17 protein-coding genes are annotated in these 19,496 nt (G+C 68.9%); 7 read left to right on the forward strand and 10 right to left on the reverse strand.

Features of this window, described 5'->3' with window-relative positions; all coding sequences use genetic code 11:
* The first annotated feature begins 607 nt into the window (after positions 1 to 607).
* Both RZE79_RS27460 and RZE79_RS27465 read left to right on the forward strand, forming a co-directional pair.
* Positions 608 to 2,512: an ATP-binding cassette domain-containing protein gene (locus RZE79_RS27460; protein WP_153281875.1), complete on the forward strand. Its 1,905-nt coding sequence runs from the start codon at positions 608 to 610 to the stop codon at positions 2,510 to 2,512.
* Positions 2,513 to 2,604: 92 nt separating this feature from the next.
* Positions 2,605 to 4,335, forward strand: coding sequence for a phospholipase D family protein (locus RZE79_RS27465; protein ID WP_319357663.1), 1,731 nt, complete (start codon positions 2,605 to 2,607; stop codon positions 4,333 to 4,335).
* Between the two features lie 23 nt (positions 4,336 to 4,358).
* On the opposite strand, the gene RZE79_RS27470 is transcribed toward RZE79_RS27465, so the two are convergent.
* The 4 genes from RZE79_RS27470 to RZE79_RS27485 form a co-directional block, all read right to left on the reverse strand.
* Entirely contained in the window at positions 4,359 to 5,291 is a 933-nt protein-coding gene (locus RZE79_RS27470) for a copper chaperone PCu(A)C (protein ID WP_319357664.1), read from the reverse strand.
* Between the two features lie 32 nt (positions 5,292 to 5,323).
* The gene (locus tag RZE79_RS27475) at positions 5,324 to 7,612 is read right to left on the reverse strand and encodes a TonB-dependent receptor (protein ID WP_319357665.1); all 2,289 of its coding nucleotides are present in this window, start codon (positions 7,610 to 7,612) and stop codon (positions 5,324 to 5,326) included.
* Between the two features lie 120 nt (positions 7,613 to 7,732).
* The gene (locus RZE79_RS27480; protein ID WP_319357666.1) at positions 7,733 to 8,104 is read right to left on the reverse strand and encodes a DUF2946 family protein; all 372 of its coding nucleotides are present in this window, start codon (positions 8,102 to 8,104) and stop codon (positions 7,733 to 7,735) included.
* 11 nt (positions 8,105 to 8,115) lie between these two features.
* Entirely contained in the window at positions 8,116 to 9,366 is a 1,251-nt protein-coding gene (locus tag RZE79_RS27485) for a TraB/GumN family protein (RefSeq protein WP_319357667.1), read from the reverse strand.
* 65 nt (positions 9,367 to 9,431) lie between these two features.
* Here RZE79_RS27485 and RZE79_RS27490 point away from each other — a divergent pair, with 65 nt between their 5' ends.
* Both RZE79_RS27490 and RZE79_RS27495 read left to right on the forward strand, forming a co-directional pair.
* Positions 9,432 to 9,845, forward strand: a complete 414-nt coding sequence (locus RZE79_RS27490; protein ID WP_153281869.1) for a VOC family protein — start codon at positions 9,432 to 9,434, stop codon at positions 9,843 to 9,845.
* A gap of 65 nt (positions 9,846 to 9,910) precedes the next feature.
* Positions 9,911 to 11,047: a hypothetical protein gene (locus RZE79_RS27495; protein WP_319357668.1), complete on the forward strand. Its 1,137-nt coding sequence runs from the start codon at positions 9,911 to 9,913 to the stop codon at positions 11,045 to 11,047.
* Between the two features lie 21 nt (positions 11,048 to 11,068).
* On the opposite strand, the gene RZE79_RS27500 is transcribed toward RZE79_RS27495, so the two are convergent.
* Genes RZE79_RS27500 through RZE79_RS27510 form a run of 3 tightly spaced genes read right to left on the reverse strand, consistent with a single transcriptional unit; the run spans position 11,069 to position 14,038 of the window.
* Positions 11,069 to 12,043, reverse strand: a complete 975-nt coding sequence (locus RZE79_RS27500; protein ID WP_319357669.1) for a tripartite tricarboxylate transporter substrate binding protein — start codon at positions 12,041 to 12,043, stop codon at positions 11,069 to 11,071.
* A gap of 4 nt (positions 12,044 to 12,047) precedes the next feature.
* Complete coding sequence (locus tag RZE79_RS27505; protein WP_319357670.1) at positions 12,048 to 12,284, reverse strand: hypothetical protein; 237 nt, start codon at positions 12,282 to 12,284, stop codon at positions 12,048 to 12,050.
* Positions 12,281 to 14,038 carry an FAD-dependent monooxygenase gene (locus RZE79_RS27510; RefSeq protein WP_319357671.1) on the reverse strand — a complete coding sequence of 586 codons (1,758 nt, stop codon included), beginning with the start codon at positions 14,036 to 14,038 and terminating at the stop codon, positions 12,281 to 12,283. Before RZE79_RS27510 ends, RZE79_RS27505 begins: the two co-directional genes overlap by 4 nt.
* Before the next feature lie 83 nt (positions 14,039 to 14,121).
* Here RZE79_RS27510 and RZE79_RS27515 point away from each other — a divergent pair, with 83 nt between their 5' ends.
* Positions 14,122 to 14,904, forward strand: coding sequence for a helix-turn-helix transcriptional regulator (locus RZE79_RS27515; RefSeq protein ID WP_319357672.1), 783 nt, complete (start codon positions 14,122 to 14,124; stop codon positions 14,902 to 14,904).
* Here the strand turns inward: RZE79_RS27515 and RZE79_RS27520 are convergent.
* The 3 genes from RZE79_RS27520 to RZE79_RS27530 all read right to left on the reverse strand — a co-directional run bounded on the left by RZE79_RS27520 (position 14,901) and on the right by RZE79_RS27530 (position 17,806).
* Positions 14,901 to 15,962: a nucleotidyl transferase AbiEii/AbiGii toxin family protein gene (locus RZE79_RS27520; protein ID WP_319357673.1), complete on the reverse strand. Its 1,062-nt coding sequence runs from the start codon at positions 15,960 to 15,962 to the stop codon at positions 14,901 to 14,903. The two genes, RZE79_RS27515 and RZE79_RS27520, sit on opposite strands and share 4 nt — an antisense overlap.
* Positions 15,959 to 16,612 carry a DUF6088 family protein gene (locus tag RZE79_RS27525; protein ID WP_319357674.1) on the reverse strand — a complete coding sequence of 218 codons (654 nt, stop codon included), beginning with the start codon at positions 16,610 to 16,612 and terminating at the stop codon, positions 15,959 to 15,961. Before RZE79_RS27525 ends, RZE79_RS27520 begins: the two co-directional genes overlap by 4 nt.
* Before the next feature lie 126 nt (positions 16,613 to 16,738).
* Positions 16,739 to 17,806, reverse strand: a complete 1,068-nt coding sequence (locus tag RZE79_RS27530) for a fumarylacetoacetate hydrolase family protein (protein ID WP_319357675.1) — start codon at positions 17,804 to 17,806, stop codon at positions 16,739 to 16,741.
* A 120-nt stretch (positions 17,807 to 17,926) separates the two neighbouring features.
* Between RZE79_RS27530 and RZE79_RS27535 the strand changes: the two genes are divergently transcribed.
* Together RZE79_RS27535 and RZE79_RS27540 are read left to right on the forward strand one after the other, a co-directional pair.
* A complete protein-coding gene (locus RZE79_RS27535; protein WP_319357676.1) occupies positions 17,927 to 19,099 on the forward strand; it encodes a DUF3108 domain-containing protein in 1,173 nt (390 codons plus the stop codon).
* Positions 19,100 to 19,209: 110 nt separating this feature from the next.
* Positions 19,210 to 19,491 carry a DUF3567 domain-containing protein gene (locus RZE79_RS27540; RefSeq protein WP_056577200.1) on the forward strand — a complete coding sequence of 94 codons (282 nt, stop codon included), beginning with the start codon at positions 19,210 to 19,212 and terminating at the stop codon, positions 19,489 to 19,491.
* The last annotated feature ends 5 nt before the right edge of the window (positions 19,492 to 19,496 follow it).

A 19,496-nucleotide genomic window follows, 5' to 3' on the forward strand; every position in this document is an offset into this window, starting at 1 on the left:
TACTTCGTTTGCTTTGCTGCGATCAGCGAAGCCTTGTAGTCTAACACGATTTTTTAAGTATCGTCAAACTTTTTCGCTTTCTTCAACTTCTTTTTTCGCATCCCGAATCTTTCGATTCAAGCTGCTGAAGTTGTTTTCAGCGGAGCCTTCGATTATGCACTGTTTTTTCAAACCGCGTCAACTTTCGGAGACTTTTTTCGCTTTCCACTCCTTCTTTCCTGCAACCCGAACCTTTCAGTTCAAGTCGCTGAAGTTGTTTCCAGCGAAGCCTTCGATTATGCACTGTTTTTTCAAACCGCGTCAACTTTCGAAGACTTTCTTCACCACCCACAACCAGCACTCCTGAGAGTTCCAGTCGCCTCGAACACCAGAGGTATTCAGTAGCGAAGCCCACGAGTATATGACAGATTTTGGCTCGTGCAAGCCAAGCCGAAAGAAACTTGAAGAGGGCCTTGTCGCCTCGCTCGCCGCCGAGCCTCAAGCCTCCTCCCCGGTTGCCAGCGTCTCTCCCAGATGACTCCAGACCTCTCTATATAGAGAGCCGCAAGAAAGCCTTCTCCCCCGGCCGCCAGGCGCCGTCACCCGCCCCTCCGATAATCCGTGCCACATGGCACTCATCACACTCCTCGACGCGCAGCTCGCGTTCGGTCACGTCCCGCTGCTGGATCATGCGGACTTCTCTCTTCTCGAATCGGAGCGCATCGGCCTGATCGGCCGCAATGGCGCCGGCAAGTCGTCGATGCTCAAGATACTGGGCGGGCTGGAAAAGCCCGACGACGGCACGCTGCAGCTGCAGCAGAACCTTCGCGTGGCCTACGTGGCGCAGGAGCCCGCACTCGACATGGATGCGGACGTCTTCACCGCCGCCAGCCAAGGCCTGGGCGAAGTCATCGCCATTCGCGACCTGTATCTCTCTGGCGCGGATGGGCTCGACCTGGACGCCCTGCAGTCCAAGATCGAAGCCTACGACGCCTGGAACTGGGAGCAGCGTGTCGAAGAGACGCTGCACCGCCTCCACCTCGACCGCAATGCGCGCGTCGGCTCCCTCTCCGGCGGCACGCGCAAGCGGGTCGCCCTGGCCCAGGCCCTGGTGGCCGCGCCGGACGTGCTCCTACTAGACGAACCCACCAACCACCTGGACCTCGACTCCATCGAGTGGCTGGAACAGCTGCTGATCGACTTCAAGGGCAGCGTCGTCACCATCACCCACGACCGCAGCTTTTTGAACCGCGTCGCCACCCGCATCGTGGAACTCGACCGGGGCAAGCTGGGGTCCTACCCCGGCAATTTCGAGCAGTACCTTCTTCAGAAGGAAGAACAGCTCGCCCAGGAAGCGATCATCAGCGCCAAGGCCGACAAGCTGCTGGCGCAGGAAGAGATCTGGATCCGCAAGGGCGTCGAAGCCCGCCGCACGCGCAGCCAGAGCCGCATCACGCGACTGCAGGAGTTGCGCGCCAGCCGTTCCGCGCGCCGCGAGGTGCAGGGCAGCGTCAACATGGACGTGGCCTCGGGCCAGTCCAGCGGCAAGATCGTGGCCGAGCTCACCGACGCCACCAAGTCCTTCGGCGAGAAAACCGTGATCCGCGGCTTCAGCGGCACGATCCTGCGCGGCGACAAGATCGGCCTGCTGGGCCCGAACGGCGCCGGCAAGACGACGTTGCTCAAGCTGATCCTGGGCGAACTCGAGCCCGACAGCGGCAAGATCCGCCGCGGCACCAACCAGCAGGTCGCCTACTTCGACCAGATGCGCGACAAGCTCGACCTCGATGCCACGCTCGAAGACTTCATCAGCCCCGGCAGCGAGTGGATCGAAATCGGCAGCCAGAAGAAGCACGTCAAGAGCTACCTCTCCGACTTCCTGTTCTCCCCCGCGCGCGCCAACTCCCCCGTTCGCTCGCTCAGCGGCGGTGAACGCAACCGCCTGCTGCTGGCGCGCCTGTTCGCGCGCCCGGCCAACGTGCTGGTGCTCGACGAGCCGACCAACGACCTGGACATCGACACGCTCGAACTGCTCGAAGGCCTGCTGCAGGACTACGACGGCACCGTGTTCCTCGTGAGCCACGACCGCACCTTCCTCGACAACGTGGTGACCAGCACGATCGCCTTCGAGGGCGACGGCCGCTGGCGCGAGTACGAAGGCAGCGTGGAAGACTGGCTGATCCAGTCGAAGCGCGCACGCGAAATCGCCGAGCAGCGCCTCGCGTCGGCACCGCCGGCGCCTGCCGCCGCACCGGCCCCGGCTCCCGCGGCTGCACCCGCCGCTGCCCCCACGGGCGGCCCCCGCAAGAAGCTCTCTTACAAGGAGCAGCGCGAACTCGAAGCCCTGCCCGCGCAGATCGAAGCCCTCGAAGCCGAACAGAAGCGCATCAGCGAAATGCTCGAGCTCGACGGCGGTGCGATCTATGCGAGCGACGCCTCGCGCGCGGTCGAACTGAGCGAGCGCCACGCCAAGATCGACGACGAACTGCTCGCTGCGCTGGAGCGCCAGGAAGAACTCGGCGCCGGACGCTGAGCACCGGTTGGCCGCCCGTCCCACCCCCGGCGGGCGCCAACTCGGCTATACATGCGGCACCGCCTTCCCTGGCCCCGGAAAAATCTCGCCGCATGCCTTCTTCTTCCTTCCGCGCAATTGCCCGCCGCAGCGTCGCGCTGCTGGCCATCCTGGTGCTCGGCGCCTGCGCGCAGCTGCCGAAGGAGGTGGACCGCCCCGTCTCAAGCGCGCTCGCCTCGCCTGACGGCACGGCGCTGGCCACGCTGCTGAAAGAGCGGCGGCAGGCAGACAAGGCCCGCTTCGACTCGGGCTTCCTCTTGCTGGGCGGTCCGCAGGCCGCCTATGGCAGCCGGCTGGCGCTGATCGAGGGTGCGCAGAAAACGTTGGACCTGCAGTACTACGCCATTCACGCCGACGCCAGCACGGGCCGGCTGGTGCGTGGGTTGCAGACGGCGGCCGAGCGCGGCGTGCGGGTGCGCATCCTGCTGGACGACTTCCACACCATCGGCCGCGACGCGCTGGTGCTCGGGCTGGCCTTCATCCCGAACATCGAGATGCGGCTGTTCAATCCGCTGGCGGGCTCGCGCGGCACCGGCTTCAACCGCATGCTCAACGCCATCGGCGACGTCTCGCGCATCCAGCAGCGCATGCACAACAAGCTGTTCCTGGCCGACAACGTGATGGGCGTGACCGGCGGGCGCAACCTGGGCGACGCCTACTTCGGCAATGCCACCACCGGCAACTTCGTCGATGTCGACGTGCTGGCGGCCGGCCCGATCGTGCAAGACCTCTCGCGCAGCTTCGACAGCTACTGGAACAACGAGCGTGCCTACCCCGTGCAGTCGCTGGTCTCGCGCGAGGAGTTCCAGCGCATCCGCGAACGCGCCCAGCGCGCCGACAAGGAACTCGGCGACGGAGCCGCCGAGGCCCGCAACCTCCCGAAGCCGCCCGACGGCGAGCCCCGCCCCGGCGCGGCGCCCACGGCCGAACAGCGCGCCCGCGCCTGGGACGAGAAGCCGCTCGACCTGCGCACCGCCACCTTCGTCTGGGCGCCGGCGCTGATGCTTGCCGACGCGCCCGGCAAGATCCCGGCCGACCGCGGCCCCGGCGCGATGCGCAACCCCGACCTCGTGGTGAGCCGGTCCGCGCTGCCGTCGCGCAACGCCGCGGCACTGGCCGACCTGGCGTCCAGCGGCGACACGGTGGTCGAAGGCCTGCTGCACCTGATCGGCCAGGCGCGCACCGACCTGCTGATCATCTCGCCCTACTTCGTGCCCGGCCCCGACATGCAGCAGGCCTTTGCCGCGGCGCACGCGCGCGGCGTGCGCATCCGCGTGCTGACGAATTCACTGGCCTCGAACGACGCACCCATCGCCCACGTGGGCTACGCGCGCCATCGCAAGGCGTTGCTGGCCGCGGGCGTCGAGCTGTACGAGCTGCGCAGTGAACAGGCCGACTTCGGCAATGTGTTCGGCTCTTCGGGCGGCAGCAGCGCGGGCAGCGCCAGTGGTGAATCGCGCGCGATGCTGCACTCCAAGGTGCTGGTGATGGACGGCCGGCTGCTGGTGGTCGGCTCCATGAACCTCGACCTGCGCTCGCAGCTGCAGAACACCGAGATCGCGCTGCTGATCCGCAGCAGCGAACTCTCGCGCGTGGCGGCCGAGCAGATCGAGCGCGGCATGCGCGAGCGCTCGTGGCATGTCGAGCTGGTGAAGGGCGCGCTGGTGTGGCGCGCGCCCGAAGGCAGCGGCCTGCAGGACACGGACACCGAGCCCGACGCGAGCGCCACGCTGCGCTTCCTGCTGCGGCTGTTCGGGCCGCTGGCGCCGGACCAGTTGCTCTGACGGTCCGGCGAGACCCGAGGGGGTCAGTGCTTGTGCTGGTGGTGCTGATGCGCGCCGCCTGCCGCGGGCGCCGGCGCTGCACCTTCGGGCGCACCGACCGGCAGCTTCAGTTCCAGCGTGGTCTTCGCGCCCTTGGCGTCCTCGAACTTCAGGGTCATGGGCACGGTCGCGCCCTTGGCCATCGCGCCCTTCAGGTCCATCAGCATCACGTGGTAGCCGCCGGGCTTGAGCTCGACGGTCTTGCCGGCCGGCAGGTCGAGGCCGCCCGCCAGTTCGCGCATGCGCATGGTGTCGCCTTCCATCTTCATCTCGTGCACCTCGGCCACGCCGGCGGCGGGCGTCGAGATGCCGACCAGCTTCGTGCCCGTGGGCGCGGTGAGCTTCATGAAGGCGCCCGTGCCGCTCTGGCCCGGCACCGACTGGCGCACCCAGGCGTCGCGCACGTCGACCGTGGCCACGCCCTGCGCCACCACCTCGAGCTTGGGCGCGGGCGTCTTCAGGCCGGCCGTGGCGCTGCCCGCGGCGGGCACCTGGGCCCAGTCGACGCTGCCGACGTCGCAGTCCTGGTGCACCTTGAACCACAGCGGGCCCGGCGCGGCAGGCACCTTGCCGCGCAGCACGAACTCGCCGCGCTCGGCGGCGGGCAGCGCGTTCTGCGGCGTCTCTGCGGTCCAGCGCACTTCGCCTTCGACGCTGCCTGCTTTGGGCGCATCGAGCTTCCAGCCCTTGCGCGCCTGCGCGTCGGTGAGCACGAAGCCCTTGGGCAGGCGCACCGCGAGGCCGGTGGTGGCCTTGGCGCCTTCGCAGGCGTGGCCGACGCGGAAGGCGGCGTTGTACTCGCTGCCGACGGTGGCGCCGCCCGGGGGCAGGCTCACGTGGGCGCCAGCGGCGCCGGCACCGGCCAGCAGAGCGCAGGCGGCGAGGATGTGGAAGGTGGGAGTGAAAGGCTTCGTCATGGCGTGTGTCCTTGGATAGGAAAAAGTGAGGGTCAAAGGTCGAACTTGAGTTCGGCCACGAAGGTGCGTTGCGGGTACGGGTGGAAGGCCCAGTAGGTCCGGTTGTTGAGGTTGTCGATGCCGACGGCGGCGCTCCACTGGCGGTCGATGCGGTAGCGGATGCGCGCGTCGACCACGAAGAACTTCGAGAAGCCCATGAAGGCCATGCCGTTCGGATCGCTGTTGTCGAGCGTGCCGTACTGCCGGCCGCTGTAGCGCGCGCCCACTGTGTAGCTCCACTTGGCATCGGGCCGGTAGGTGGCGAGCAGCGAGGCGCGCACCTTGGGCACGCGCGGCTGGTCGCGCCCCACGCTGGCGGGGAAGCCGCTGTTGGCGGTGATCTTCGAATCGGTCAGCGTGAGGCTGCCGCTCAGGTCGAGTCCCTGGATGCCCGCGTCGACCGTGTTCAGCGCCACTTCCAGCCCGCGCGTGCGGATGGCGTCGACGTTCTGGATCGTGCTCACGAGGTTGGTGAGCGCCTGGGTGTAGAGCGCGTCTTTCGTGTGCTCGAAGAACAGCGTCGTGCGCAGCACGCCGTCGAACCCCCAGCGCTTGAGGTCGCGCTCGGCGCTCAGTTCGGCGGTCCACGAACGCTCGGGGCGCAGGTTCGGGTTGGTGTTGACGATGCGGTTGCCCTCGATCGAGCCCTGGTAGAGCTCGCTCACGGTGGGCATGCGCACGGCGCGGCCGGTCGAGGCCTTGAAGAGCCAGTCGGGCGTGGCCTGCCAGGCGAGCGCGGCCTTGGGCGAGACGAAGCTGTTCTTGCGCGGCGCGAAGTCGAGCAGCCGCGCCGCGTTGCCGAGCTGGCCACCGTACGCCTCCCAGCGCTCGTGGCGCAGGCCCAGCGTGGTCTTCCAGTCTTTGGCGAAGCGCCAGGTGTCCTGCACGTAGAGCGAGCGCAGCCGCGTGTTGCCGTTGAAGGCGGAAAACGGCGACACGGCCGGCCCGCCGATCCAGTCGCGCGTGTTGCCGATGGCGCTGCGCAGCCGCGCGGTGTCTTGCTGGACACCGAAGTCGACCACGTGCGCGCCCACGCCCTCGGCCGAGCCGGTGGGCCGCCAGGTGCCCGCGGCCTTGAAGGTGTGCCAGCCGGTGCCGCCCATGTCGGTGGTGCGACCGGGGCCGCCGTAGAACGCACCGGGCAACGCCACGGTCGGCGTGCGCGAGGTGTCCTTGGCGTAGTCGAACAGGCTCGCCGCCACTTCCCAGTCGAACACGCCGCCCGTGTGGCTCTTCACCGAGAGGCCGTGCATGTAGTGCGTGAGCGCCGTCTCGGTCGGCGCGAAGGCGGCGGCCGGCGTGTCGAGGGTGTAGGTGCGCCCGCCGAGGTTCACGCGCCCGCCGTACACCGGCTGCCCGAGCGCATCGCGCAAATAGGTGTCGGTGCTGCCGTGCGTGGTGTTGTGCCAGGCGCCCAGCGTGTAGGTGGCGCGCACCGTGGGCGAGAAGTCGTAGGCCAGCTTGAGCTTGGCCTGCTCCTGGGTCGTGTCGTAAGCGGTCGTGCCGCCGAGCAGCCACCACGGCTGGTTCGACGGGTTCAGCCCGAGCACCGCACCGGTGACGGGCGTGCCCGCCGTGCCGACGGTGCCCGCGCTGACGAGCCGGTTGGCGAACGACAGCGCCTGCCCCTTGCTGTGGGTGCGCGAGGCGCCGAGCCACCACGACCAGTCGCCGCTGCGGCTGCCCAGCGACAGGTCGAGCTGCTGGCCGCCCGGCGACGAGTGGCTCTTGTCCAGGTCGAAGTTCGAGGCGAAGCCGCTGAGCTTGACGTGCGCCTCGAGCTGCGTGGGCATGCGCGTCACGTAGTCGACCACGGCGCCCACCGAGTTGCCCGGGTAGGCGGCCGAGAACGGACCGTAGAGCACGTCGACACGCTCGATCTCGTCGGGCGACACCATGCCCCAGCGCGGCGCGAAGGTGGCGCCATTGCCCAGCGGGTTCGACAGCATGATGCCGTCGGCGTAGACCATTGCGCGCGCGCTGTTGCCCGTGCCCGAAGCGCGTGTGGCGAGCACCGCGTGGTTGAAGTCGCCGATGTAGCGCTTGCGCACCAGCAGGCTCGGCAGGTACTTGAGCGCGTCTTCCGCGTCGGTCGCGTTGACCGTCTCGGCGATCTGCTCGGCGGTCACGCCTTCGATGGTGGTCGGGATCTGCGTCGGCAGCGAGGTCGGGCGGCCACCGCTGATGGTGACGGTGCCGAGCGCGCGGCCCGGGGCGGCGGCGGCCTCAGGCGGCGGAGGCTGCTGCTGCGCCCACACGGGCGCGCCGAGAGGAAATGCCATGGCGATCGCCAGGGCGCGGGAATGGGGTTTCAAGGGGAGCCGGCTCCACGAACTTCAAGCCAAAGGGGGCCGCCTGCGCGCACGCGGGGTGCACAGACAGGCAGCGCTGTTGCTGATCGCTCAGGCGGAAGGCGGGGGCCCACGGGCCGGCAGCGGTGCGGCCGTGGCCGCGGCATGGCGCGCGGCGGGAATCGGTTGAAGCACGCGCCCCAGCGGCAGGGGCGCATCGAACGCGGCCGCCACGGGTGGCGGGGGCGGTGCGCCAGTCAGCACGCACAGCGGGCAGTCCATGTGCGTGGCGCCCATGTCCTGCACGCCGTCTTCGGTGTGGACCACCACCTTGATGGTGCCGGCGCCGGAACACACCAGTTCCATCGCCTGCGGATGCACCACCGGCGCGGCCACCGCCACGCCCAGCGACAGCACGAACCACAACAGCACCCACCGGCCGAGACGGCCGATCAGGCGGGGGTGGGGGCGCAGCGTGTGCATGGCGGTCGCGATTATCGGCGCACTTTGCCGTTGGTGGCCTTGGGGGCGGGCTTGCCGCTCTTGGGCGCGGCGGCCTTCGTGGCCGGCTTGGCCCCGCCCTTCGCGGCAGCCTTCTGGCTCTGGCCCTGGCCCTTGGCCGCCTTCTGCCCCTTGACGTTCTTGCCGCCGCGCACGGCCTTGCGCGACGGCGGCTCGGGCGCCGCGAGCGCCGGCATCGGCAGTGCCATCTGCGCCTGCGCCTCGGTGAGCACCGGCGTCACGGTGAAGCCGCGCGCCGCCATCAGCGTGGGCAGGCCTTGTGCGCCGACCATGTGCAGCGCGCCGACCGCGGCGAACGCGCTGCGCCCGCCCGCATGCAGGCGCTCGATGCCGTCGGCCAGGCCGGGGTTGCGGTCGTCGAGCAAGCGCTTCATGAGGCGCTGCTCGGCCGGCGTGTTCAGGCACCCGCACCACTCGGGGTAGCGCGCCAGGCGGGCCGCGTCGCTGCGCGCCCAGATGTCGGCCAGCGCCTTGAGCTGGCCGCGCAGCCGGCCCGATTCCAGCTCGTCGAGCATGGCGTCGATCTGCTCGGCCTCTTCCGCTTCGGAGCCGCCGGTGAGCCAGCGCAGCTGGTCGGCCGCGCTCTCGAGCGCGACGATCGGCTTGTTGCTGTTGCGTGCCGAGACGGCCAGCGTCTCGTCGACGCCGAACTCCGCGTACAGGCCGTCGGCGCGCGCCGCCAGCGCGGTCAGCGTCGTGACCTGCAGGATCGGCGGCAGTCTGGCGGTCGAGCCCGGCGGCACGCAGGCCTCGGCGTTCTGGCGCTCGAGCCGGCGGGCGCGTTCGCCGCTGAGCACGCGCGCCACCGCGGCCGGGTCGGCGGGTTGGCTCAGGGCGCGCACCGTGGCCTCGTCGCGCGAGTCGAGCTCGAGCGCGAGCGTGTCGCTCTGCGCCATCGCCTTCTGCACCGTGGGGCCGGGTCGCACCCATTCGCCGCGCCCCAGATGCATCGTGCCGTAGAGCCACGAGGTGCGGCCGTCGCGTTCGATGCGCCACAGCAGGCCGCGATCGACGCCGTTGCGCAGGCCGATGCCGGGCTTCTCGAGGCTCGCGATGGCCGAGGGCGGGCAGGCGGCGGCATGCGCCGCAACCGCAAGAAAACAACCACCGACAGCCGCGAAGGCCTGGCCAGTCAGACGTGCAAGAAGGCGCTGGGGCGCCGGCCGGTCGGTGCCGCGCGACAGCAGGCGCAGCGGTGCGACGAGGGCTCGGAGTATCCGCAAGGCGAGCTCCATGATTGAAAGAAAGTCCGGCATTCTCACAGCACCGCTGCCCATAATCCAAAACCATGCAAAGCATCTTTCACCTTGCCATTCACGTGCGTGACCTCGACGGCGCGCGCCGCTTCTACGGCGACGTGCTCGGCTGCGCCGAAGGCCGCAGCACCGACACCTGGGTCGACTTCGACTTCTTCGGCCACCAGCTCTCGCTGCACCTCGGTGAACCCTTCGCGACCACCCGCACCGGCCGCGTCGGCGATGCGATGGTGCCCATGCCGCACTTCGGCATCGTGCTCGCGCTGCCCGACTGGCAGGCACTGGCCGGACGCCTCGAGGCCGCCGGCACCGACTTCGTGCTGAAGCCGCAGGTGCGCTTCGAAGGCCAGCCGGGCGAGCAGTGGACGATGTTCTTCTGCGACCCCTTCGGCAACCCGATCGAGGTCAAGGGCTTCCGTTCGCTCGACACCCTGTACGACAAGTGACCCCGCGCCCGCCCGCTCCCGTGCTTCGGGCGCCCCGGGCGGCCGCGTCCCTCCTCGGCCCGGCCGTGATCGCATGGGCCGCGTTGCTGGGTACCCCGGCCGTCCACGCGCAGCAGGAGTGCGAGCTCAACGGCCAGCGCGTGAGCCCGGCCGACGGCAACAGCACCGCCGGCAAGACCGGCCTGATGCGCTGCAAGGACCGCGGCAGCGGCGAGCTCCAGCGCGAGCAGCAGGTGCAGAACGGCGTCTTCATGGGCCTGGTGCGCTTCTACGAAAAAGGCAAGCTCGCGCGCGAGCACACCGTCAACGCCAAGGGCAACATGCAGGGCCGCGCGCGCGAGTTCGCGCCCGGCGGCCAGGTGCTGCGCGAGGCCACGTACGACGACGGCCAGGAGCGCGGCCTCGTGCGCAGCTTCTACCCCGGCGGCCAGCTGCGGCGCGCCACCTTCTACCCCGACCGCGGCAGCGAGCGCGCCATGGTCGAGTTCACCGAGCGCGGCCAGATGTCGATGCTGCGCTGCGCCGAGGCGCCCGTGCTGGCGCCGGTGGCCGACGATGCGAAGCTGTGCGGCTTCACGGGCGGGCCGTCGACCGTCGACCTGTTCGACGCGCGCGGCACCCTGCGCTCGAAGCTCTCGTACCAGGCGGGCAAGCGCGTGCGCACGCAGGAGTTCTACGACAACGGCAAGCCGTCGGTGGTCGACGAGACCAGCGGCAACCGGCGCGTGGAGCGCAGTTTTTCATCCGAGGGCGTGAAGCGGCGCGAAACCGTGTGGCTGCTGGTCGGTCGTTCGTCGATCCGCCAGCGCGAGCAGGAGTTTTCCGACCGCGGGTCGCTGGTGCGCGACCAGCGCTGGAACGCCTCGGGCGAGCCCGTGAGCGACGACAGCTACCACCTCAACGGCCAGCCGCGCAGCAAGGCCGTCTACAGCGGCGCCGGCAGCGGGCGCACGGTCGACGTGACCGAGTTCTACGACAGCGGCCAGCGCGCCGCGCAGGGCCGCTACCTCGCGCCGGGACGCAGCCGGCAGGTGCCCGTGGGCACGCACCAGCGCTTCAATGAAACAGGCGAGCTGCTGGCCGAGTCGAGCTTCGACGACAAGGGCCGCGTGACGCGCGAACGCAGCTGGGACGAGAACGGCGAGCTGCAGCGCGACGACGAAGTCTTCGAAGACGGCTCCAGAAAGGCATTCACCCGTTGAGGTGAACGCCCCTCGGCGGCATCAGTCCAGCTTGATGCCGGCCTGCTTGATGATCGGCCCCCAGCGCTTCGATTCCGCGCGCGACAGCGCCGCGAACTGCGCCGGTGTGCCGGGCATCGCTTCCATGCCGAAGTCGTCAAAACGCTTCTGCACGGCCGGCGTGCTGAAGGCTTTGTTCAGGTCGCTGTTGAGCTTGTTCACCGCGGCGGCGGGCAGGCCGGCCGGGCCGAGGATGCCCTGGAACGCGAACACCTCGGTGTTGGGCACGCCCACTTCGGCCAGCGTCGGCACGTCGGGCAGGCGCTTGCTGCGCGCGCCCGAGCCGATGGCCAGCACGCGCACCTTGTTGCCCTGCATGATCGGCAGGCCCGAGGCCAGGTCCAGGAACATGCACGGCACCTGGCCGCCCATCACGTCGGCCATGGCCGGCGCCGCGCCGCGGTACGGGATGTGGGTGATGAAGGTGCCGGTGCGCGCCTTGAACATTTCCATCGCCAGGTGGTGCGGCGAGCCGTTGCCGGGCGACGCGTAGTTGACCTTGCCGGGGTTGGCCTTCACGTAGGCCAGGAACTCCTTGAAGGTCTTGGCCGGGAAGTCCGGGTGCACGACCAGCGCGAGCGGGAACTTGCCGATGGCGCCGATGTAGGTGAAGTCTTTCTCGGGGTTGAACGGCAGCTTGCTGAACAGGTGCTCGTTGAAGGCCAGCACGGCGTTGTCGGCCGAGAGCACCGTGTAGCCGTCGGGCTTGCTCTTGGCGACCAGGTCGGCGCCGATGTTGGTCGATGCGCCTGGGCGGTTGTCGACCACGATCTGCTGGCCCAGCGTCTGGCGCATGGCCTCGGCCAGCACGCGTGCGATCACGTCGGTGCCGCCGCCCGCGGGATACGGCACGACCCACTTGATGAGCTGCGCGGGGTAGTCCTGGGCGTGGGCGAAGGGGGCGGCGGCCACGGCGGCGCCGGAAGCGAGCGTGGCGAGAAGGGTGCGGCGATCCATGAGATCAATCTCCATGTTGTTGTTCGGAAGCGGACAGCGATGGTACGGGCAGCGCGCGCAACGCGTCGGCCAGCGCGGCGCGGCAGCGCGACTCGTCGCCGACCTGCTCGAACAGCAGCAGCGCGAGCCGCGCGAGGAACAGCGATTCGCGTTCGGCGCCGGCCTCGGTGATGGCGCGCGCGCACTCGGCGTAGAGGCGGTCGCGCGCCTCGGGTTGGAGCGAAGGGGCGGTGGTGGTCATGCGGGAATGTCCTGTGAAGTAGCGACAGCGGCGCGGGCCAGTGCGGCGGGCAGTGCGCCGGCCGGCAGCCGGTGCCAGCGCGCGGCCACGTGACCGTCGGGGCGCAGCAGGTAGACCGCGCCATCGCTCGCGCCGAGTGCTGCGAAGACAGCGGTGGACGCCTGCGCATCGGCATCCTTGTTCTCGAGGCTGCCGATGGTGCGCACGGCAAAAGGCAAGGCGCCCTGCTGCGCCTGCGCGATGTCAACGGCGGGCAGGGGCATCACGTCGGGCTGCAGCACCAGCAGCGTGAACACGGGGCCGATCCAGTCGGTGAGGTGACCTTGCGCGAGCGGCTGCTCGGACATCGCCTCGCCCGGCAGCGGCCCGGCGGGCAGCGCATCGCCCACACTCGACAGCGCCGAATCGTCGTAGCGCACGGCCTGCGTCTGGCGCGGGTTGATGAGCTGCGCGATGCCGCGGTGCGCTTCGGACAGCGACAGCGCCGCCTCGCGCAGCAGGTCGAAGCCGCGCGAGGGCGGCGACATGAACTCGGTGCTGCGCATCGCGGCCTCGGCGTTGATGTGGAAGGCCGCGATGCGCTCCTGCGAGTACGCGTCGAGCAGCGCCGCGCCCGACAGGCCCTTCGCCACACAGGCCAGCTTCCAGGCCAGGTTGTCGGCGTCGTCGAAGCCCGAGTTGAGGCCGCGCACGCCGAAGATCGGCATCGCATGCGCCGCGTTGCCCGCGAACACGACGCGGCCGTGGCGGTAGCTGTCGAGCGTCATCGCGCCGGCGCGGTAGACCGAGGTCCACACCGTCTTCCACGGCAGGTGACCTTCGCCGATGGCGTCGAGGTGGCGCTGCACGAACTCGGCCACGGCCGCGGGCTGCAGCGCGTCTTCGGTGCTTTGCCCCGCGCGCAGTTGGTAGTCGATACGCCAGATGTCGTCGGGTTGGCGGTGCATCAGCACGGTCGAGCCCGGGTTCCACGGCGGGTCGAACCACGCGCGGCGCTCGGTCGGGTGGCCGCTGTGCAGTTCGATGTCGATGATCACGTAGCGGCCTTCGTAGCCCGTGCCCTCGAGCGCCAGCCCGAGCGACTTGCGCACGAAGCTCTGGCCGCCGTCGCAGGCCGCGAGCCACTGGCCGCGCAGGCGGTAGGCGCCTTCGGTGTTGCGCACGTCGAGCGTCACGCCATCGCCATCGTCGTCCTGCGCGAGCGCGGTGAGCTCGGTGCCCCAGCGGATGTCCACGAGCCCCGGCGTCGCGGCATTGCGGCGTTCGATTGCGTCCAGCAGGTACTGCTCGATGTAGTACTGCTCCAGGTTGATCATCGGCGGCAGCTTCTGCTGCGCGTCCTGCGGCATCTCGAAGCGGAACACCTCGGCCGTCTTGTAGAAGCTGCGCCCCACGCTCCACGGCAGACCTTTGCCCAGGAAGGCCGGCAGCGCACCCAGGCGCTCGACGATCTCCAGGCTGCGGCGCGAGATGCAGGCCGCGCGGCTGCCCACGCAGACCGTGTCGTCGGCCTCGAGCACCACGCTGCGCATGCCGTGGTTGGCGAGCCCCAGCGCGAGCGCCATGCCCACCGGGCCGCCGCCCGCGATCACGACGGGATGGCGGCCGGGCTCCATGCCGTCGGCACCGAGCGACGGGAGGCGCGGCGCGAAGCGCGTGTAGTGGAAGGCGCCGACCGAGGGCGGCAGCGCGGTCGCGGAGGACGGCGGCGGCACGGGGCCGGTGGCGGCGTCGGCGGTACGGGTGGTGGTCATGGAACGGGATTGTCCCGATGCAGCGTCCGCGCCAATGTCATAACTTCGTAGGAGGTATTTACCCTAGCTCCCTTAAAAACCCCATGAAACGCTGGCGCCTCCATCCCGCCGCCGACGCGCAGTTGTCGGCCGCCGTCGTCGGCGACGTGCTTGCGGGCATCGGCACGCCGCACCTGGCGGCCAGCTGCCTCGCGGCCATGCACCGCGTGATGCCCGTCACCTTCTGCACCGTGTTCGGCGTCGATGCCACCGGCCGCATCGAGACCGTCTCGGCTGCCAGCAGCTACGGCCACACGGCCGAGCGCACCGCCGAGCGCTACGTGGCGCAGCGCTTCGACCTGCTCGACCCCCACATGGCGTGGCTCGCCGCGCGCAAGCTGCCGAAGCGCGCGCAGCTGTGGATGGGCCACCAGCACGGCGACGAGGTGGCCGACCCCGCCTACCGTGCCGCCTGCTACGGCGACGTGGGCATCCGCGAGCGCAGCTCGGTGCTGCTGCTGCGCCCGAGCGGCCAGCGCGTGGCCGTCAGCTTCTACCGCAGCCTGGCGCAGCCCGAGTTCGGCGAGACCGACTTCGCCGTCATCGCCGCCCACGCCACGCTGCTGGCCGACGCCGCCAGCGCCCACAGCCGCAGCGCAGCGGCCGTGCACGAGGCGGCCGCGCCCACCCTCGCCTCGCGGCTGCTGACGCTGAGCCTGCGCGAACGCGAGGTGATCGGCCACCTGATGGCCGGGCGCACCGCGAAGGAAACAGCGCGCATGCTGGGGGTCGAGCTGAGCACGGTGCGCACGCATCAGTACCGGGCGTTCCGGCGGTTGGGGATACGGACGCAGAAGGAGTTGCTGCGGGGCGCGGTGGCAGCTTAAATTCGCGCGCCCTTGCTGGCGTTGAGTTGCTCTTCGGCCTTTGCCAGACTCGCCAGCACCTCCTCGAAGGCGGGCGGTGCACTGGCGAACATTTGCTGCATGACTGCGTAATCCTGAGCTAGCGCTGTGCGTCGCGCGAGCGGAGGTACCAAACGGAAAGTGCCGGCGCGTGCGAGGTCGTAGCGCGCCCAGCCGCGCGCAAATACGCGGCTTTTCCAATCCACCACACGTGCGCACAGAGTTTCATCGGTCAGAAAACGTTCGGCGTCCCCGTGTGCCAGCAACCGTGCCATGTCCGAATAGTGCCGTGCATAGCGATCAGGCAAGCCCTGCTCGTCTGGCCGGTAGAACTCCGCATGCAGGATCGTCGCCTTCTCCCAGAAGGTTCTCTCCAATGCCAGCGCGGTGACTTCACAGTGCCAGTCGTCAAAGATCGCGGGGAAAGCGTCGCTCACCAGTGGACGGATCGCGTGACGTTCCGTCGGTTGCTGGTCGGTCAGCGTGCCGAGCTCCAGCTTGACCTCACGTTGGATGTAGGAGAAGCCCGTGCGCTGCTGCGTCGGGTATCGAAAGTACAAGATGGGCGACCGCGCTACCTCGTCCTCTTCGTAGCGCAACCACGCATCTGCGGTCTGCGAAACACCCAGTGCATCGCGAATTGCTGCCTCCAACTGCGGCTGCAGGACCTCTCTGACCTTGAGGCCGCACAGGCGCTGCATCTCCAGCACCGCAGCGTCACGCCGTGTCCGGCTGCCCAGTGCGTCGAAGCCCTCGGCGTCGGCTCCCACGAAAGCAGGCACAAGACACAGGTCGATGTCCTCCGAGAACCGGTCGATGACACCGTAGACCTTCGACAGCGATGTCCCGCCTTTGAAAACCAGATGCGGGGCCACATCGGGCAGGGTGAACAGCAAGCCCAGGAGCCAGCTGACCCAGAAATCCTTTTCCAGCATGACCTGCTGGCCTGCGCGCCCGGCGGCCGCCTGCTCGAAGGCCAGGGTGCGCCGTTCTGCCGACAAGGACAGGAATCGACTGGCCGGCGGTGATGTTGTGTTCATGGAGGTGGCGCTGCTTTGGAAGGTTTGGCGTCGTCGTCGCGAGCCACGTCACGCAACAGAGGCTGCATCCACGCCGGCGCGAGCGCGATGTCTTGAAGCAGCTTGGTGCGCTCAGACGCCGGAATGGTCTGGCGCAGCCGCTGAATTCGCTCGGCAGTGATGTTCTTGGCGCCCAGGCTTTTGAACGCTTGAATCACCAGACCGCTCAGGCGGCCTGCTGCCGCCATGTCGCGCGGCGTGGTGCGTTTGAGCGTGATCTGAATCGGCCCCGCCTGCACGGAGCGGGAGGTCCCATCCGTCAACAACACGACCTTGGCCGGCACCTGTTCCGACAGACCGAGCAGATTGGCGGCATACGCCCCGGTCGGTTGCGTTCGGATATGGTCTTTGCCCGCGAGGGCACGCACAACGGCCTCGACCGTGGGCCAGAGCGTGCCGAGCATTTCGTCCTGCCGGGGCTTGTCGTACAGGCCGCGGGACAACCGGCGCAGATGGCCGGACGCCACCAGCCGCTGCAGCGCCTTGTCGATCGCAGCGCGGCTGCCAAGGCTTGCGAAACTGGCTGGCGTGAACACCGTGCCGCGCGGGGCTCGCTGCACCCGGCGTGCGAGCTGGGTGTCGGTGCTGTGAACGGATGGAGCGCGAGGCATTTGCGACTTCTATTTGACCGAAAAGTAGCACGCTTTTCGGCCAAATAGAAGATTTCATTTTCCGCTGAACCCGCATCCTTATTGAATCAGATCGATGATTGATCTGAATTCACGTGACGCGGCCTGTCAGTTGCTCACGCCTTCCGATGGTGCATTCACCAACGACACAGGCGCCTCCACCGCCCGCCCCGCCGTCGACACAATCTCCTGATCAATCGCCCCGAACAGCGAGCGGCCGTCCAGCCCCTTCATCTCGATGCGAATCGTGTCGCCGAACTTCATGAAGTCGGTGGCGGGTGCGCCGTCCTGGATGGTTTCGATGCAGCGCTTCTCGGCGATGCACGAGTAGCCCTTGGGCCATTCCATGCGGCCGTTTTTCTCGACGCCCTTGTTGCTCACGGTGCCGCTGCCGACGATGCTGCCGGCGCGCACGTTGCGGGTCTTGGCGATGTGGGCGATGAGCTGGCCGAAGTGGAAGGTCATCTCGGGGCCGGCGTCGCACAGGCCGACCTTGCGGCCGTTCCAGCTGCTTTGCAGCGCCAGGTGCACGCGCCCGTCCTGCCAGGCGGCGCCGATCTCGTCGAGCGTGACGGCCACGGGGCTGAAGGCGGTGGCGGGCTTGCTCTGGAAGAAGCCGAAGCCCTTGGCCAGCTCGGCCGGAATGAGGTTGCGCAGGCTCACGTCGTTGGCCAGCATCACGAGGCGGATGCCGTCCAGGGCCTGGTCGGGCGTGGAACCCATCTTCACGTCGCCGGTGACGACGGCGATCTCGGCCTCGAAGTCGATGCCCATGGCTTCGCTGGGCACGATCACGTCGTCGACCGGGCCCAGGAAGTCGTCGCTGCCGCCCTGGTACATGAGCGGGTCGGTGTAGAAGCTCTCGGGCACTTCGGCGTTGCGCGCCTGGCGCACCAGCTCGACGTGGTTCAGGTAGGCCGAGCCGTCGGCCCACTGGTAGGCGCGCGGCAGCGGCGCCATGCACTGGGCGGGGTCGAACGGAAAGGCGTGGCGTGCGCGGCCCTGATTGAGCGCGTCGTACAGGTCCTGCAGCTGCGGGCTCATGAAGCCCCAGTCGTCCAGCACCTGCTGCAGCCGGTGGGCGATGCCGGTGGCGTAGTGGGCGAGCGTGAGGTCGCGCGAGACGACGACCAACTGGCCGTCGCGCGAGCCGTCCTTCAGGGTGGCGAGTTTCATGGTGCGGGCGTGAGCTAGGGTGCAGGGGCGCAGCGCGGCGCCCACTAAACTGGTTGAACGGGCGGCAGTGTACCGAGTGGTCTTCGTGAACCTCGGCGCCGCGGCCCACTCCACACACCCATGTCGACGCACGTCGCGCCTCCATCACTGTCCCTCGGCCTGCCCGGACGCCCGTCCTGGCGCGCGCTCGCGGGGCTGACGCTGGCGGTGGCGCTGGTGCACCTGCTGCTGCTCGGGCTGGCGCCGATGGCGATCGGGCCGGAGCCGTCACCCCTTGCGAGCAAGTTCATCACGCGCACGATCGTGATCGCACCGCCCGCGGCGCAAGCCCCTGCGGCACCGGCCGCCGCGCCGGTCGCGGCCAAGCCGCCGCCGCCGGCCAAGCCCAAGCGCCCGCGCGAGGCGTCGGTGCCCCGGCCCAAGCCCGCCCCGGCCCCCGTGCCGGAAGCGTCGACACAGACGCCGCCCCCCGAAATGCCTGACCAGACAGCGCAGGCTGCTACAGATTCAGGAGCAACATCGCCCGAGACCCCCGCCAGTGCCCCGGTTGCGGCCACAGGCAACACGCCCGGTGGAACGCAGGGCGGCACGACCACGGCCGGCAGCGGCGCCTCCGGCACCATCGCCGGCACCCAGGCGCTGCGGATTCCGGGCTCGGTCACGCTCGATTTCGAAGCCACCGGCCAGAAAGGCGCCTCCCCGCAGCGCGGCGTGTTCGGCGAACTGGTCTGGCTGCAGGACGGCAGCCGCTACGATGGGCGCCTCGCGCTCAAGGCGGTGTTTTTCACGCTGCTGAACTGGCACAGCACCGGCAAGATCGGCCCTTCGGGCCTCGAACCCGAGCGCTATTCGGAAAGCCGCAAGGCCGAGGTGGCCTCGCATTTCGTGCGCGACCAGGGGCAGATCGTCTTCAGCAACAACGCCCCGCCCGTGCCCCTGCAGCCGGGCGCGCAGGACCGCATGAGCGTCATGATGCAGCTGGGCGGCCTGCTGGCGGCCAGCCCGGCGCGGTACCCGGCCGGCACCCGGATCTCGGTGCAGACCGTAGGCGTGCGCGACGGCGATGTGTGGGTCTTCGAAGTCGGCGACGAGGAGCAGCTCAGCCTGCCGGCCGGCGAATTCACCGCGCGCAAACTCACCCGCACGCCCCGCAAGGAATTCGACCGAAAACTGGAACTCTGGCTGGCGCCGAAGTACGGTTATTTGCCCGTTCGCATCCGGCAAACCGAGGCAAACGGCGATTTTGCTGACGCCCAATTGCGCAAACCCCTACCCGAAGCGCCCGCCAATTGAGGCAAAAAGAGCTCATATATCAACGGCGCGGCGACAACTGTTCTTGAAACTGGCGCGTTGATTGCTATCTAACCCCCATGAACGCCATCGACATCCTCACAGGGCCCGCCATGAACATGCTTTACGACTCCGAGTCCTTCGTCGTCGTGCACGTCCAGCCGAACGACGGCGACGAGCCGAGCACGAAGCCCAACGGCCCCGTGCTGGAGCGTCACGGCTTCGAGATCGTGGACAAGCGCTCCGGCAAGGAGGTCTACCTCGACGGCTCCTGGGCCGAGCTGTTCCAGCAGCAGATCGCCGCGTGGCAGCTCAACACGCCCACGCAGGAAGAGGTCGAGGACACGCTCGAGGGCTACGCCGAGCTGGCACACACGCCGGTGCTGGTGCACTGAGCGGC

Origin of the sequence: Variovorax sp. EBFNA2 (assembly GCF_033802765.1) — a bacterium.
GTDB classification, from domain to species: Bacteria; Pseudomonadota; Gammaproteobacteria; order Burkholderiales; family Burkholderiaceae_C; genus Variovorax; species Variovorax paradoxus_H.

Excerpts from the sequence above, each read along its gene's own strand:
- RZE79_RS27460 (WP_153281875.1), top strand. The coding sequence starts at position 608 with ATGGCACTCATCACACTCCTCGACGCGCAGCTCGCGTTCGGTCACGTC.
- RZE79_RS27465 (WP_319357663.1), top strand. The coding sequence starts at position 2,605 with ATGCCTTCTTCTTCCTTCCGCGCAATTGCCCGCCGCAGCGTCGCGCTG.
- RZE79_RS27470 (WP_319357664.1), bottom strand. The coding sequence starts at position 5,291 with ATGACGAAGCCTTTCACTCCCACCTTCCACATCCTCGCCGCCTGCGCT.
- RZE79_RS27475 (WP_319357665.1), bottom strand. The coding sequence starts at position 7,612 with ATGGCATTTCCTCTCGGCGCGCCCGTGTGGGCGCAGCAGCAGCCTCCG.
- RZE79_RS27480 (WP_319357666.1), bottom strand. The coding sequence starts at position 8,104 with ATGCACACGCTGCGCCCCCACCCCCGCCTGATCGGCCGTCTCGGCCGG.
- RZE79_RS27490 (WP_153281869.1), top strand. The coding sequence starts at position 9,432 with ATGCAAAGCATCTTTCACCTTGCCATTCACGTGCGTGACCTCGACGGC.
- RZE79_RS27500 (WP_319357669.1), bottom strand. The coding sequence starts at position 12,043 with ATGGATCGCCGCACCCTTCTCGCCACGCTCGCTTCCGGCGCCGCCGTG.
- RZE79_RS27505 (WP_319357670.1), bottom strand. The coding sequence starts at position 12,284 with ATGACCACCACCGCCCCTTCGCTCCAACCCGAGGCGCGCGACCGCCTC.
- RZE79_RS27510 (WP_319357671.1), bottom strand. The coding sequence starts at position 14,038 with ATGACCACCACCCGTACCGCCGACGCCGCCACCGGCCCCGTGCCGCCG.
- RZE79_RS27515 (WP_319357672.1), top strand. The coding sequence starts at position 14,122 with ATGAAACGCTGGCGCCTCCATCCCGCCGCCGACGCGCAGTTGTCGGCC.
- RZE79_RS27520 (WP_319357673.1), bottom strand. The coding sequence starts at position 15,962 with ATGAACACAACATCACCGCCGGCCAGTCGATTCCTGTCCTTGTCGGCA.
- RZE79_RS27525 (WP_319357674.1), bottom strand. The coding sequence starts at position 16,612 with ATGCCTCGCGCTCCATCCGTTCACAGCACCGACACCCAGCTCGCACGC.
- RZE79_RS27530 (WP_319357675.1), bottom strand. The coding sequence starts at position 17,806 with ATGAAACTCGCCACCCTGAAGGACGGCTCGCGCGACGGCCAGTTGGTC.
- RZE79_RS27535 (WP_319357676.1), top strand. The coding sequence starts at position 17,927 with ATGTCGACGCACGTCGCGCCTCCATCACTGTCCCTCGGCCTGCCCGGA.
- RZE79_RS27540 (WP_056577200.1), top strand. The coding sequence starts at position 19,210 with ATGAACATGCTTTACGACTCCGAGTCCTTCGTCGTCGTGCACGTCCAG.